We start from the raw sequence: 12,924 nt of genomic DNA on the forward strand, positions 1-12,924 counted from the left end.
CGCGGTGCACGCTCGGGCCCTCGCGGTGGCTGCCCCCCTGCTGCTGACGCTCGCCGCCTGCTCCGGAGCCGGCGTGATGGGTCCGCCCGGCGCCCCGGGACCCGGTTCCAGCCAGGAGTTCGGCCCGCACCGCGTGCAGCAGGCGCTCCTCGACCGCGACGACGTCGGCGGTCCGTTCGACGAGGTCGACAACGACTCGAACGACGGCGGCGTCGACACCTACGACGCGACGCTGGGCTGCGTGACCTCCCTGGACGTCCTGGACAACAAGGCCAACGACCCGGCCGACGCCGCCCGGTCCTTCGCGGTCGAGAGCACGTCGGCAGCACGGGTGGGGACCGCCGTCATCTCCTACCGGTCGGCCGACGTGGCGGACCGGGCGATGGACGACCTGGCCAGCGGGCTGGAGCGGTGCACGCCGATCGACATCGACGACGAGGACGGGCACTGGCAGCTCGAGCCGACCACCGACGAGGACGGCTGGGCGGACGCCGACCGGCAGATCAACATCGGCCTCGCCGGCACGCTGACCAACGCGAACATCCGTTCCCGGGTCGGGCTGCAGGCCAGCGCGGTGCAGGTCGCCCAGAACGTCGTGTACGTCGTGCTGATGGACGCCACCGACGACTTCGGCGACTACCCGCGTGAGCTGACCGAGGCGGCCGTCGCCCGGCTGCGCGCAGTGGCCGCGGACGAGGAGCCGCCGGAGCCGCGGCAGGTCATGGAGGACTACGAGCCGGGGGACTTCGGCGTCCCCGCCTGACCGGCGCGACTCGGGCCGGGCGTGCGAACCGGCCGGCGGGGCTGGTTCCCGCCGGCCGGTCCTCGGGTTGCGTCAGCGGATGGCGGTCGCCGCGGCCACCACGTCCACCAGGCCGTAGCCCTTGTCGTGGCTGGTCGTCCCCAGCGTCCCGGGCTCGTACGCCGCGCCGTCGGAGTACTTGTAGGCCGTGGCCTTCAGCGCCTCCTCGACCTGCGCCGGCGTCGCTGCCGGGTTGGCCTGGAAGAGCTGGGCGACGATGCCCGCGATGTGCGGCGCCGCCATCGACGTGCCGCTGATGGTGTTGAAGGTCCCCACGTCGAAGGCGCTCGGCCCGTTGCGCGGGTCGAGGCCGGTCGAGCAGATCGGGAGGTAGACCCGGCACGAGGAGGTGATGTTCTCGCCTGGCGCCGAGATGTCGGGGTACGTCGACTGGTCGCCCGCCTTGCCGCGGGAGGAGTAGTCGGACACGGTGCCGTCCCGGGTGCCGGTGTCCTGGTCGTTGTAGGACGCGACCGACAGGATGCCGCCGGTCGGGTCCGTCCCGGGCGGGTTGGACAGGCTCTCGGATCCGTCGCCACCGTCGTTGCCGTTGGCCCAGACCGTGACGACGCCCTCGTCGACCAGCGCCCGTTGCAGCTTCACGGTCGCCGACTCGGGGTCGAAGGCACCGCCGCCGGAGGGGCCGTAGGAGTTGTTGGTGACCCTGATCGGCGGGCAGGTGCTGGCCGGGACGCCGGCGCCGCACGGGGCGGAGTGGTTCTCGAGCACCCAGTTGAGGGCGGCGTCGGCGCCGATGATCACGAGGCCGGCGCCGGTCGAGAGCGAGACCAGCTTGGCGCCCGGCGCCGCGCCCTGGAGCTTCGCGCCGTCCGCGAGCGTGGTGGGCCGGCCGGCGACGATGCCGTTGACGTGGGTGCCGTGGCCGCCGACCGAGAGCGTGTCGGTGTCGACGGACGCCGGGACCTGCTGCACCGAGCAGGCCAGCTCGAGCGGGTCGCACACGGTCTTGAGGTTGGCGACCACGGCACTGCCTCCACCGGCCTCCTGGAGGTAGGGGTGGGTCGGGTCGACGCCGGAGTCGATCACCGCGACCGAGACGCCGTGGCCGGTGAGCGGCGTCCCGTCGGCGCCGGTGAGGGTCTGCGTGGCCTCCAGGCCACGGGTTGCCGTGTTGGAGGTCTCCTGGAAGAACTCGATCGGCTGCTGGCCGGCCTCGACGTACGTCACGCCGGGCCGGGCGCGCACCGCCTCGACCTGCTTCTTCGTGCCGACCGCGCCGACCACGCCGATCTTGCGGAACGTGATCGACCGGGTCATGCCGGTGGCCGCGACGGCGTCGGTCGCGTCGGCCAGGGTCTCGCCGTGCACGAGCACGAGCGTGGTGCCGGAGAGGTCCGTCAGCTGCCGCGCGAGGTACGGCGAGACGTCGGCGACCTCGGGGGTCGTGTCGGCGGCGGTGGGTGCCGAGAGGCCGGCGACCGCGATCACCGCGGCCGCGGTGACGGCGAGAGAGGAGGGGAGGCGCTTCATGCCTGCCCAACGAGCCGACGTGCGGCAGGTCACGTCGCCGCCGGCCCGGCGGACCCCACTTCCGTGCGCCCCGGCGGCCCGCAAGGATGGGGGCATGAGCTACCAGCCCGCGGAGAACCGTTACGACGACATGCACTACCGCCGGGTCGGACGCAGCGGCCTGACGCTGCCCGCCGTCAGCCTCGGCCTGTGGCACAACTTCGGCGACGACGTGCCGTTCGAGCGGCAGCGGTCGATCCTGCGGGAGGCGTTCGACCTCGGCGTCACGCACTTCGACCTGGCCAACAACTACGGCCCGCCGTACGGCTCGGCGGAGACCAACTTCGGCCACCACCTCGCCGGCGACTTCAGGCACCTGCGCGACGAGCTGGTGATCTCGAGCAAGGCCGGCTGGGACATGTGGCCGGGCCCGTACGGCGACGTCGGCGGCTCGCGGAAGTACCTCGTCGCCAGCCTCGACCAGTCCCTGCAGCGCCTGGGCCTCGACTACGTCGACATCTTCTACCACCACCGGCCCGACTCCTCGACGCCGCTGGAGGAGACGATGGGCGCCCTCGACCACATCGTGCGGTCGGGCAAGGCGCTGTACGCCGGGATCTCGTCGTACTCCCCGGAGCTGACCCGCGAGGCCGCCCGGATCCTCGCCGACCTCGGCACCCCGCTGCTCATCCACCAACCGTCGTACTCCCTGCTCAACCGGTGGATCGAGTCCGAGGACCTGCTCGACACCCTCGAGGAGGTCGGCGCCGGCTGCATCGCGTTCTCCCCGCTGGCGCAGGGGATGCTCACCGACAAGTACCTCCGGGGCGTCCCCGAGGGCTCGCGCGCCACCCAGGACAAGTCCCTGTCCACCGACCTCCTCACCGACGAGGCGCTGACCCACATCCGCGCGCTCGACGACATCGCCCGCGACCGCGGCCAGACGCTCGCCCAGATGGCCCTGGCCTGGGCGCTGCGCAACGACGGCGTCACCTCGGTGCTGGTCGGCGCCAGCAGCCCGGAGCAGATCCGCGGCAACGTCGGCGCCCTGGCCAACCTCGACTTCACCGACGACGAGCTGAAGACCATCGACGAGCACGCCCGCGACACGGCCATCGACCTGTGGCGCGGGGCCCGCGAGGAGGGCGACACCGCCTGACTGATCGCCCGATCCGTGCCAGCATCGAGGGGTGCTGGAGCTGCGACCCAACTGCGAGTGCTGCGACCGCGACCTGCCGCCGCACTCGCCCGACGCCCTGATCTGCACCTACGAGTGCACCTGGTGCCGCGACTGCGTCGAGCACGTGCTCGGCTGGCGGTGCCCGAACTGCGGCGGGAACCTCGAGCCGCGCCCGATCCGGCCGGCCGGCCGGCTGACCGAGGACCCGCCGTCGGCGACGCGGGTGCTGTCGGAGCACCCCGAGTGCGTGGCACGGCGCGCGAGGCAGCACTGAGCGCGGCATGACCCGAACGGGCCATGCCGAAATGGCCCGTTCGGACCCCTAACCGCGCCGTGGTCCACTCGTTGACCGGTCACCACGATGAGAGGGTCGCCATGGCGGATCAGTACGACGTCGATCTTCAGGACCCGGTCCTGCTCGACGAGATCCGGCTGCTGACCGACGTCGTGGTGGCTGCGACGGCCTCCCCCGTCCCCCTGACTCCGGAGGCCGTCGACGACCTGCTGACGCAGGATCCCTTGGGCACCGGGGCCGCGGACGACGCGCATCGCGTCCGCGGCCCCGGCTGACCAGCCCCGGCCCGCGGTGGTGGCCGCCCCTCCCCACCCCCCTGGATGACCCGGACGGCCACCACCGCTCCCGCCACCACGCGGACGGTCCCGCGAGCACCTGCCGGGATCGCTGTTAGCCTCCTGGACGGACAGCCTGCCTGATCTCGGACGCGGAAACGGAGGCGGAAGATGTCGCACGAACCGCGTCCCGTCGACGGCTTCCTGCTGCGTCGGCTCGGCGAGGAGACCGAGGCGCGCGCCGCGGAGGCGACGGCGCCGTCGTCCACCGCGACCGGCGCGCCGGAGGACCTGCTGGGCGCGCTGGCGCGGGCCGTCGAGGGGCTCGCCGACCCGCTGGTCGGCGCCTCGCACGACCTGGCCGCCCACCCGGAGGTGGCTTTCGAGGAGCACCGCTCGGCGGCCGCCCTGGCCGACCTCGTCGAGTCGTACGACGTCTCGGTCACCCGCGGCGCCCACGGCCTCGACACCGCGCTGCGAGCCGAGGTGACCGGCGACCCGGACGGCCCGACCGTCGCGATCCTCTCGGAGTACGACGCCCTGCCGGGCATCGGCCACGGCTGCGGCCACAACGTCATCGCCACCACCGGTGTCGGTGCCTTCCTCGCCCTCGCCGAGGCCCGCGACCGTCTGCCGGGCAGGGTCGTCTGGCTCGGCACGCCGGCCGAGGAGGGCGGCTCCGGCAAGGAGCTGATGGCACTGGAGGGCGCGTTCGACGACGTGGACGCCGCCGTGATGGTGCACCCGTTCACGTACGACGTCGCAGAACCGGTCTTCCTCGGCCGGCGCCAGCTCCGGGCCACCTTCGCGGGCACCACCTCGCACGCCTCGGCCCAGCCGTTCATGGGCCGCAACGCGCTCGACGCCGTCCACCTGATGTACGCCGGGGTGTCGGTGCACCGCCAGCAGATGCCGCCGACCGACCGGGTGCACGGGATCGTGACCGCCGGCGGGGAGCGCCCGAACGTGATCCCCGAGCACGCCGAGATGCTGTTCTACCTCCGCAGCGAGTACCCCGAGAGCCTGGCCGTGCTGAGCGACCGGCTCGCCGACATCGCCCGCGGCGCGGCGCTGATGACCGGCTGCGGGGTCGAGCTCCGCTGGGACGAGTCGCCGGCGTACCTCCCGGTCCGGAACAACGGTCCGCTCGCCGCGGCCTGGACCCGCCGGTACGCCGAGCGCGGCCACCGGGTGCTGCCGCCCGGCGTCGTCCCCAACCTGTTCGCGGGCAGCACCGACTTCGGCAACGTGTCGTTCCGGGTGCCGGGGGTGCACGCGATGGTGTCGATCACCGACGCCGACCTCTCGCTGCACACCCGCGAGTTCGCCGACGCCGCGGTCACGCCGCAGGCCGACCGGGTGGTCCTCGACGCGGCGTACGGCCTGGCCGCGGTGGCCGCCGACTTCCTCTGCGACCCCGCCCTGCGCGAGGCCGCGGCCGCCGCCTTCGAGGCGGCCGGTGGCGCGATCGACGTGCCGACGTACTTCGAGCGATGACGGGCGGCGGGGCCGAAAACCCACCCGCCGCAGGCCGCGGCGCCGTACAGTCGGTTTCGTGACCAGGTCGCCTCTCGGCACGGAGGCTGGCGCGTGAGCGCGCCGACGAACGGTCACGACCGCAAGCGGCTGATCGGGCGGGTCACCGGCGCGGTCACCGGACGCGTGGTCGAGGTGGTCGACCCCGACATCGTCCTCGAGCACGTCGACGTCAACGCGATCGTCGAGCGGATGGACATCGACGCCGTCGTGCAGCGGGTCGACGTCGACGCCCTGCTGCAGCAGGTGGACGTGGACGCGCTGCTGGCCCGGGTCGACGTGAACGCCATCCTGGCCCGGGTCGACATCGACGCGCTCGTCGACCGGGTCGACGTGAACGGCCTGATGGCCCGGGTCGACATGGACGCGCTGCTGGCGCAGGTGGACATGGAGGCCGTGGTCGCGCGCTCCGGCATCCCCGAGGTCGTCGCGGAGAGCACCAGCCACATGGCCGGCTCCGCGCTCGACCTCGCCCGCCGGCAGCTGGTCGGCCTCGACGTGGTCGTCGACCGCTTCGTGGACCGGCTGTTCCGGCGCAAGCACCCGGAGCGCCACGAGGGCCCACCGCTGCTCACGTCCGCCGCGCCCGAGGGCCGCGCGGGCCGACGCTCGGTCTCCGGCCACTACACCGGTCCCGTCAGCCGGGCCGCGGCCGGCGCCCTCGACATCCTCGTCATCACGACGCTCTACACCGTCGGGTACGCCGGGGTGAGCCTGCTGTGGCGGGCGTTCACGGGCAACTCGCTGAGCGGCGACCGGAGCACCCCGCTGGCGATCGCGGCGATGGCGCTGTGGGCGTTCCTCTACGTCTTCGTCTCCCTCGCGGTGGCCGGCCGCACCGTCGGCAAGGCCCTGGTCGGCCTCCGGGTGGTGCGCTCGGACGGCGGCACGCCGGCGGTCCGCAAGGTGTTCCTGCGGACCCTGGTGCAGCCGTTCAGCGCCGCCCTGCTCATGCTCGGCTACCTGCCGGTGCTGCTCCAGAAGGAGCACCGGTCGGCGCACGACCTGATCGCCGGCACCGCCGTGGTCTACGACTGGGGCGACCGGACGGCGGAGATGCCGGGGCCGCTGTCCGAGTTCCTCAACCGCAACCAGGAGCCGGCCGCCTGACCGGCCTCAGCCCAGCGCGAGTCCCTCGACGTCGCCGGTGCTCTCCGGCTCGGGCAGCCGGGTCATCCGGAACGAGTTGCCCAACCCGAGCAGCGCGGCCAGGATCGGGATGCCCAGCGCCACCTGCAGCGCCAGGTGCCGGGCGTCGGTGTTGATCCGGACGATCTCGGCCTGCACCGCCGGCGGCTCGTCCGCCAGCAGTTCCACGAGCTGGGTGTTGCTCATCAGCTCGGCGTCGTCCTCCAGCACCTGCGCGACCTGCGCCTTGTCCTCCGGCGGGAGCACGTCGCTGTCGTCGGACATCGACGTGAACACGGTCGACAGCGTGGCCAGCATGATCGCGCCCGCGAACGCCAGCCCGAACGACAGCCCGAACGAGCCGGCCGCCGAGTTCACCCCGGCCGCCTCGCTGACCCGCTCCTCCGAGATCGGCCCGAGCGTGTAGACGTTGAGCTGCGACACGAGGAGGCCGAGACCGGAGCCGGCGACCACCAGCGGGACCACCAGCGCCCACCCGGAGTCCGCGCGGGGCACGACCGGCAGCAGCGCCACGAGCCCGATGAGGAGCAGCAGGAACCCGGTCCGTACGACGATGCTCGGGCGCCGGCGCCCCGCCCGCCGTCCCGCGACGAGGGCCACCGCGAACATGCTCAGCGACAGGGGCGCCAGCGACAGGCCGGCCTCCATCGCGTTGTACTCCAGCACCATCTGCAGGTAGATCGGCAGCGCGATCATCGCGCCGCCCAGCGCGATCTGCTGCATCATCTGCTGGGTGATGCCGAGCGGGAACGTGGGGATCTCGAACAGCCCCGGGTCGACCAGCGTGGGCTTGCCCGCACGCTTCCGGCGCACCAGCCACCACGCGAAGGACCCCATCGCCAGCGCGCCGACCGAGAGCAGCGCGGCCACGGACTCGCCGCCCTCCTGCCAGACCAGGATGCCGAGCACCAACCCGCCCATGCCGAGGATCGACAGCAGCGCGCCGACCACGTCGACCTCGCGCGGTCCGTCGTACGGCGCGTCCCGGACCAGCCGGATCCCCGACAGCACGACGCCGATCGCCACCACCTCGAGGCCGAACGCCACCCGCCAGGAGAGGTACGTCGTGATGAAGCCACCGAGCAGCGGCCCGACGGCCGCCGCGATCGCCGCGGCCGCACCGACCATCGCGTAGGCCTTCTTCTGCGCGGCGCCCTCGAAGTTGCCGTGCACCAGCGACTGCATCGCGGGCAGCAGCAGCGAGGCACCGAGACCGCCGATGACCGCCCAGAACACGACGATCGCCAGCAGGTCCCGGGCCAGCACCATCGCGAGGGCACCGACGGCGTAGCCGAGCAGCCCGAGGACGTAGGCCCGCTTCCGCCCGATCAGGTCGCCGACCTTGCTCCCGATCAGGATGAACGCCGCGGACACCAGCGCCTCGAGGGCGATCGCGGACTGCACGCCGCTGACCGTGGTGTCGAGGTCGTGGACCACCGAGCTGATCGAGACGTTCATCAGCGAGGTGTCGACGACCAGCACGAACATGGCCATCGCGAGCAGCACCGCCAGTCTGGTGTCGCCCGCGTCCTCGACTGCTTCCGCGTCAGACACGGTGCCTCCCTCCGCGTCGCCTGCCCAGCCCCCGACTCAGACCCGACGCCCTCGGACCTCAGGACGAAGCCGCGCCGGCCAGCTCGGCGGCGAAGAACTCCAGTGCGGTCTTGGTCTTGGTCTGCTGGGGCGCCCCGAGGTCCACACCCTTGCTCCCGAGGAACGCCCGCGACTCGGCGACCACCTGGAACGTCTCGCCGGGCGCGCACTTGGTCGACAGCTCGAGGATGAGCGAGCCGTCGGGGTAGAACCACGCCTCGGCGACCATGCGCCGCGGGTAGCCCTCGGGCTCGAACTTCAGCTTCAGCACGTTGATCGGGCCGAGCACCGACAGGTCGTCGAGCGCGATGCCCTCGGGTGCGTGCGCCTCGTAGAGCGCCCGCTGCTCCTTCGAGAACAGCTTGTGCACCGGCCTCTGCCCGAGGAAGACCTGCTTGAGCAGCGCGTCGTCCGCGGGATGCTTCATCCTCCCCGAGCACACGAAGCCGCCGGGCATCGCGTCCACCTCGACGCCGAACTCCGGGGACTTGCGCAGAGAGGGCGGCAGCTGGTCGGGGACGACGGGCCTCAGCTTCACCACGGAGTCACCGGGCTTGCGCTGCACCCGGCGCGCGCGCACGACGACGCCGGCCTTGTTGAGCGTCAGCTCCGGGGTGTCGAAGAAGACCACCTGCCGCAGCTGGCCGTCCATGAGGTCCATCCCGAGCCCGTGGACCACGGACCGCCGGTGCGTGTCCGGCACGGTCAGCTTGAGCTCCACCGAGTCGGCTCCGGGAAGGAGCGCCAGGATCTCGGTCAGCTGGTCGGGCGTCAGGCTCTGGAATGCCTCGTGCGCCTCTGCCCCGGCGCCACCTGCGGTCGTGCTCATCGGACCACCTCCTCGGGAGTACGACGATGACGCGACTGCGGGTAGGCGGGCACCACCCCGGGTCGGGTGGGGGTCAGACGCCGGCGGTCACCAACGGGGGCTCGCCGGCCGTCCGCTCGGCATCGGCGACCGTCCGGAGTCCCACGGACACCGCGTCCGGGGTCGCCCGCAGTGGCAGCAGGACCGTGGCCACTCGCGGCCACCGCCCGCAGCACCCGGTGCCGGGCAAGGAACCGGAGCCCCTCGGCCGCGGCCACGCGCCAGGACCGGCGCGGCCCGTTCGTGCTCAGCGCGGGCAGGGCCGGCACCACCCGGGCGATGGTCACCGTCGAGACCAGGTAGCTGGCAGCGTCCAGCAGCAGCGCGAACGGCGCCGCCACCAGGCTGACCAGAGCGCCGGCAATGCTGGGCCCGGCCACGTCGGCGCTGGCCCGAGTGCCCTCGAGCCGGCCGTGCGCGGCGAGCAGGCGGTTGCGGCCGACCAGCGACGCCAGCACGCTGCCCCACGCCGTCGCGAACACGACCTGCCCGGCGCCGACCACCGCGACCACCAGGCAGAGCACGGGCACCGAGGCCAGCCGAGCAGCGCGCCGGTCAGCGGCCCGCGACGGTGGTGACCTGGGTGCCGACCATGCTCAGGCCCTGGCCGAGCCAGAGCGGGCGGAAGAAGGCGGGCAGTGCTCCCGAGTCGTCATTCGTCACGAGCGTCGACGTTATGACCGTGACGCATCACGAGTCAAAGTTTTTTGTCCGTGACGATTCGGTAGTCTGGGTGCATGGTCGAGACCGTGCCCGACTCGATCGACGTGCTCGTCGCGTTCCTCAACACGCGCCACGTCGAGCTGCACCGCGAGGACCTCGCCGGCCCGGGCGACCTCGACCGGTTCGCCTCCGAGCACGGCCTCGACCGCGAGGTGGGCCGGCTGACGGCGTACGACGTGGTGGCCGCCCGCGAGCTGCGCGAGGCCCTGCGGACCCGGGTCGCCGACGGCTGGGAGGCGGGCGACGACGACACCTCCTCGCTGGTCGCCACCGCCGCAGCCGCCCGCTTCTCGCTGGCGATGACCCCCGAGGGGGTCACCCTGAACCCGCTCGGCACGGGCTGGGCGCTGCTCTCCGCCCGACTGCTCGCCCTGCTCCTCGACGCCCGGTCCGCCGGCACCCTGGCCCGCCTCAAGGTGTGCCCCGGCGAGGAGTGCGCGTGGGCCTTCCACGACCGCTCCCGCAACTCCTCCCGCACGTGGTGCAGCGAGCAGGTCTGTGGCGCCCGCACCCGGTCGCGGGCCTACCGGCAGCGGCGCTCCGGCCGGTAGGTGGTCGCCCCGGGCCGCTGGCCCGGGCTGCCCGCACACTGGTGGTGTGACCGACCTGCTCGCCCTCGGCAGCGACCTGCCGACCGCCGACCTGACGCCCGGCACCGTGCTGATCGAGGAGGGCACGCGACCCGGACGGCTGCTGGTGCTGGTCTCGGGCGAGGTCGTGGTCGAGCACGACGGTGTGCCGTTCGCGCGGATCGACAGCCCGGGCGCGGTGTTCGGCGAGATGTCGGCGGTGCTCGACCGGGCCGCGACGGCGACCGTCCGGGCAGTGGGCGACGTGCGCGTGCACGTCGTGGACGACCCGGTGCGCTTCCTGACCGACACCCCGGGCGCCGCGCTGGCGGTGCTGCGCACGACGGCGTCGCGGCTGGACGGGATGACGCAGTACCTCGTGGACGTGAAGCGCCAGTTCGCCGACCAGGCCGGCCACCTCGGGCTGGTCGACCAGATCCTCGACACCCTGGTCCACCATCAGGGACCCGGCGCCCGCACCGGGTCGGCGCGCGACCCCGAGGGCGACCACCACCACGAGCACGACTGAGCCGTCGCACGCGGGCTCGCCCTCAGCCGAGGCTGATCGTCTCCGACTCGAACACGCCGAACCAGTGCGCGGTCCCCGCCTCGAGGTCGACGGTGATGTGCGGCGGCACCTTGCCGATCTGCTTGCCGGCGTTGAACACCCACGTGTCGCCCAGCCGTGCGTGCCAGGAGCCACCCTCGACCCAGGGCGCCTGGTGGATGTGCCCGCACAGCACCAGGTCCGGCGAGTGCTCGGCGATCCAGTCGGCGAGCTCCTGGTCGGGGAAGGTACGGCGCCCGTCGTGGCAGAGCGGGGTCCCCGCCGGCGGCGCGTGGTAGAGCCACACCCACCGCTCCGGGCGGTCCACGGCCGCCGTCGCCAGCTGGGCCGCGACCTCCTCCCGGGTCACCGGCCCGTCCCACCACGGGCACACCGTGAACCTCGTGTCCGCGAGGTCGACGCTGGCCCCGTCGACGTGCAACGCCGGGTGCCCCGGACGCCGCAGCCACGCCGCCACCTGCTCCCCGTGCACGCCCGGCCCGTCCAGGTCGTGGTTGCCCGACGCCGCGAGCACCGGCACCCGGTCCGCGATCCGCTCGAGGTACGTCGACAGCACCACCGTCTGCACCTCGTGCGGCACCGGGCTCACCACGTCGGCGAGGTCCCCCACGATCGCCACCACGTCCACCCGTCCGGCCGCCTCGACCAGCCAGTCCCAGTGCGGCAGGCGGTAGTGCAGGTCGGAGACGACCAGGATCCGCATGCCTCATCCTCCCGCAGTGCGACGCCGTCTCCCTGCCGCGTCCGCGCCGGCGCCGGCCGCTACCGCTCGCCGTACGGCTGCCTGATGATGGTGCGCAGCTTCCCCGGGGCCGAGCGGCGCGGGTCGCCGAGGTAGATCTCGTGGTGCCGCAGGCCGGGCAGGTCGAAGGAGTACCCCTGCTCGGTGATGAACGCGTGCAGCCGGGCGATGGTGGGGCCTTCGTCGGCGTACGGTCCGAGGTGCAGGACCTGGGCCGCCGTGCCCTCCTCGAACGTGACCAGCCTGAGCTTCCTGGCCGCGGGCATCGACTTCCTGACGGAGACCTCGTCCGCGAGCCGCTCGACGAGCTCGCCGGTGACGGCGTCCGGCTGGCGGATCATCAGCCGCCAGTCCCAGGCCGACTTGTCGCCGGTCACGAAGGTGCCCATGTCCTCGGCCCACCAGAGCCCTTCGAGCGGCGCCACCTTGAACTCCGGGCCGCCGGCCTTCTTGACGGCGAACCGGGCGGCGTACGACACCGAGTACAGCGCCTGGACGGCTGCGGCGTAGGCCAGGCTCGTGTTCGGGTCGCCGTGCCCGTCCAGGCACAGGAACGCGAGCGGCGGCACCTCGACGAGCTGCGGGGTCTTCGTGGCACGGTAGAGCCGGTCGATGCGGTCGTCCCCGTTGCTGCTCACGCACGAACCTCCCGACCCTCACGGTGCCCAACCCCTCCCGGGCGGTCAAGGGTCGCCCGGGCCCGGGCCGACGGGCGGGGAACCGGCGCGCCGAGCCACGATCGGTCGAGGACCGCGACCGCCTCAGGCCTCGACCCAGACGACCTCCGCCCGCTGCGCGGGGACGGATGGTGCCGGGGCGGCCCGGGGATGCAGCCGGAGCTCGTCGCGCGCCTGCCTCTCGACGAGCAGGGGGATGAACTCGCGGATCCGCGCGGCCTGGAGCTGGCCTGCGACGTCGTCGACCGTGGCCGCGACGACGTCCGGGGGGAGATGGCCGAACCGCGCCGTCAGCCGCTGGGTGACCTCCGCCAGTGCTTGGCGCTCTGCACTCTCGTCCACCGCTCAAGCGTGCTCCCGGAACCGCCCGGCGACAAGGGACCGCCGGGGACGACTGGACACGCGGCGGCCGCTGCCGCTCCGGAGCGAGGGTCCGGTCCGCGACGCGATCTCCGGGCTACTCCCCGTTCACCTGGG

Annotated in this window: 15 protein-coding genes; 8 read left to right on the top strand and 7 right to left on the bottom strand. The window is 73.1% G+C overall.

All coding sequences use genetic code 11. From position 1 onward, the window contains the following. Positions 1–4: 4 nt before the first annotated feature. Positions 5–763: a hypothetical protein gene (locus EKO23_RS01685; protein ID WP_134713430.1), complete on the top strand. Its 759-nt coding sequence runs from the start codon at positions 5–7 to the stop codon at positions 761–763. A gap of 72 nt (positions 764–835) precedes the next feature. On the opposite strand, the gene EKO23_RS01690 is transcribed toward EKO23_RS01685, so the two are convergent. Then, the gene (locus EKO23_RS01690; RefSeq protein ID WP_134713432.1) at positions 836–2,293 is read right to left on the bottom strand and encodes a S8 family serine peptidase; all 1,458 of its coding nucleotides are present in this window, start codon (positions 2,291–2,293) and stop codon (positions 836–838) included. Between the two features lie 94 nt (positions 2,294–2,387). Between EKO23_RS01690 and mgrA the strand changes: the two genes are divergently transcribed. The 5 genes from mgrA to EKO23_RS01715 all read left to right on the top strand — a co-directional run bounded on the left by mgrA (position 2,388) and on the right by EKO23_RS01715 (position 6,668). Next, positions 2,388–3,431 (top strand): L-glyceraldehyde 3-phosphate reductase, encoded by a 1,044-nt coding sequence (mgrA, locus tag EKO23_RS01695; RefSeq protein WP_134713434.1) that lies wholly within the window; start codon positions 2,388–2,390, stop codon positions 3,429–3,431. Between the two features lie 31 nt (positions 3,432–3,462). Beyond that, a complete protein-coding gene (locus EKO23_RS01700; protein WP_134713436.1) occupies positions 3,463–3,726 on the top strand; it encodes a DUF1272 domain-containing protein in 264 nt (87 codons plus the stop codon). A gap of 101 nt (positions 3,727–3,827) precedes the next feature. Next, positions 3,828–4,022 carry a hypothetical protein gene (locus tag EKO23_RS01705; protein WP_134713438.1) on the top strand — a complete coding sequence of 65 codons (195 nt, stop codon included), beginning with the start codon at positions 3,828–3,830 and terminating at the stop codon, positions 4,020–4,022. 171 nt (positions 4,023–4,193) lie between these two features. Beyond that, entirely contained in the window at positions 4,194–5,519 is a 1,326-nt protein-coding gene (locus EKO23_RS01710; protein WP_134713440.1) for a M20 family metallopeptidase, read from the top strand. Positions 5,520–5,612: 93 nt separating this feature from the next. Then, positions 5,613–6,668 (top strand): RDD family protein, encoded by a 1,056-nt coding sequence (locus EKO23_RS01715; protein ID WP_134713442.1) that lies wholly within the window; start codon positions 5,613–5,615, stop codon positions 6,666–6,668. 6 nt (positions 6,669–6,674) lie between these two features. Here the strand turns inward: EKO23_RS01715 and EKO23_RS01720 are convergent, their stop codons facing one another. The 3 genes from EKO23_RS01720 to EKO23_RS01730 are packed head-to-tail and all read right to left on the bottom strand — an operon-like array spanning position 6,675 to position 9,698. Further along, positions 6,675–8,261: an MFS transporter gene (locus EKO23_RS01720; protein WP_134713444.1), complete on the bottom strand. Its 1,587-nt coding sequence runs from the start codon at positions 8,259–8,261 to the stop codon at positions 6,675–6,677. Positions 8,262–8,319: 58 nt separating this feature from the next. Further along, positions 8,320–9,129, bottom strand: coding sequence for an adenylate cyclase (locus EKO23_RS01725; RefSeq protein ID WP_134713446.1), 810 nt, complete (start codon positions 9,127–9,129; stop codon positions 8,320–8,322). Then, the gene (locus EKO23_RS01730) at positions 9,126–9,698 is read right to left on the bottom strand and encodes an MFS transporter (RefSeq protein ID WP_167880278.1); all 573 of its coding nucleotides are present in this window, start codon (positions 9,696–9,698) and stop codon (positions 9,126–9,128) included. Before EKO23_RS01730 ends, EKO23_RS01725 begins: the two co-directional genes overlap by 4 nt. A 207-nt stretch (positions 9,699–9,905) precedes the next feature. Here EKO23_RS01730 and EKO23_RS01735 point away from each other — a divergent pair, with 207 nt between their 5' ends. Together EKO23_RS01735 and EKO23_RS01740 are read left to right on the top strand one after the other, a co-directional pair. Then, positions 9,906–10,442, top strand: a complete 537-nt coding sequence (locus EKO23_RS01735; protein WP_134713450.1) for a CGNR zinc finger domain-containing protein — start codon at positions 9,906–9,908, stop codon at positions 10,440–10,442. Positions 10,443–10,488: 46 nt separating this feature from the next. Continuing rightward, complete coding sequence (locus EKO23_RS01740) at positions 10,489–10,989, top strand: Crp/Fnr family transcriptional regulator (protein ID WP_167880279.1); 501 nt, start codon at positions 10,489–10,491, stop codon at positions 10,987–10,989. A 22-nt stretch (positions 10,990–11,011) separates the two neighbouring features. On the opposite strand, the gene EKO23_RS01745 is transcribed toward EKO23_RS01740, so the two are convergent. From EKO23_RS01745 to EKO23_RS26015, 3 genes are all read right to left on the bottom strand, one after another. Continuing rightward, positions 11,012–11,731, bottom strand: a complete 720-nt coding sequence (locus EKO23_RS01745) for a metallophosphoesterase family protein (RefSeq protein ID WP_134713454.1) — start codon at positions 11,729–11,731, stop codon at positions 11,012–11,014. Positions 11,732–11,790: 59 nt separating this feature from the next. Beyond that, positions 11,791–12,408, bottom strand: a complete 618-nt coding sequence (locus EKO23_RS01750; protein WP_134713456.1) for a GyrI-like domain-containing protein — start codon at positions 12,406–12,408, stop codon at positions 11,791–11,793. A 123-nt stretch (positions 12,409–12,531) separates the two neighbouring features. Further along, on the bottom strand, positions 12,532–12,789 hold the full coding sequence (locus EKO23_RS26015) for a three-helix bundle dimerization domain-containing protein (RefSeq protein ID WP_246050848.1): 258 nt from the start codon (positions 12,787–12,789) through the stop codon (positions 12,532–12,534). Between the last annotated feature and the right edge of the window lie 135 nt (positions 12,790–12,924).

Origin of the sequence: Nocardioides guangzhouensis (assembly GCF_004519545.1) — a bacterium.
GTDB classification, from domain to species: Bacteria; Actinomycetota; Actinomycetes; order Propionibacteriales; family Nocardioidaceae; genus Nocardioides; species Nocardioides guangzhouensis.

Coding starts and splice junctions, on each gene's coding strand:
- mgrA (WP_134713434.1), top strand. CDS start 2,388: ATGAGCTACCAGCCCGCGGAGAACCGTTACGACGACATGCACTACCGC.
- EKO23_RS01735 (WP_134713450.1), top strand. CDS start 9,906: ATGGTCGAGACCGTGCCCGACTCGATCGACGTGCTCGTCGCGTTCCTC.
- EKO23_RS01690 (WP_134713432.1), bottom strand. CDS start 2,293: ATGAAGCGCCTCCCCTCCTCTCTCGCCGTCACCGCGGCCGCGGTGATC.
- EKO23_RS01725 (WP_134713446.1), bottom strand. CDS start 9,129: ATGAGCACGACCGCAGGTGGCGCCGGGGCAGAGGCGCACGAGGCATTC.
- EKO23_RS01705 (WP_134713438.1), top strand. CDS start 3,828: ATGGCGGATCAGTACGACGTCGATCTTCAGGACCCGGTCCTGCTCGAC.
- EKO23_RS01710 (WP_134713440.1), top strand. CDS start 4,194: ATGTCGCACGAACCGCGTCCCGTCGACGGCTTCCTGCTGCGTCGGCTC.
- EKO23_RS01745 (WP_134713454.1), bottom strand. CDS start 11,731: ATGCGGATCCTGGTCGTCTCCGACCTGCACTACCGCCTGCCGCACTGG.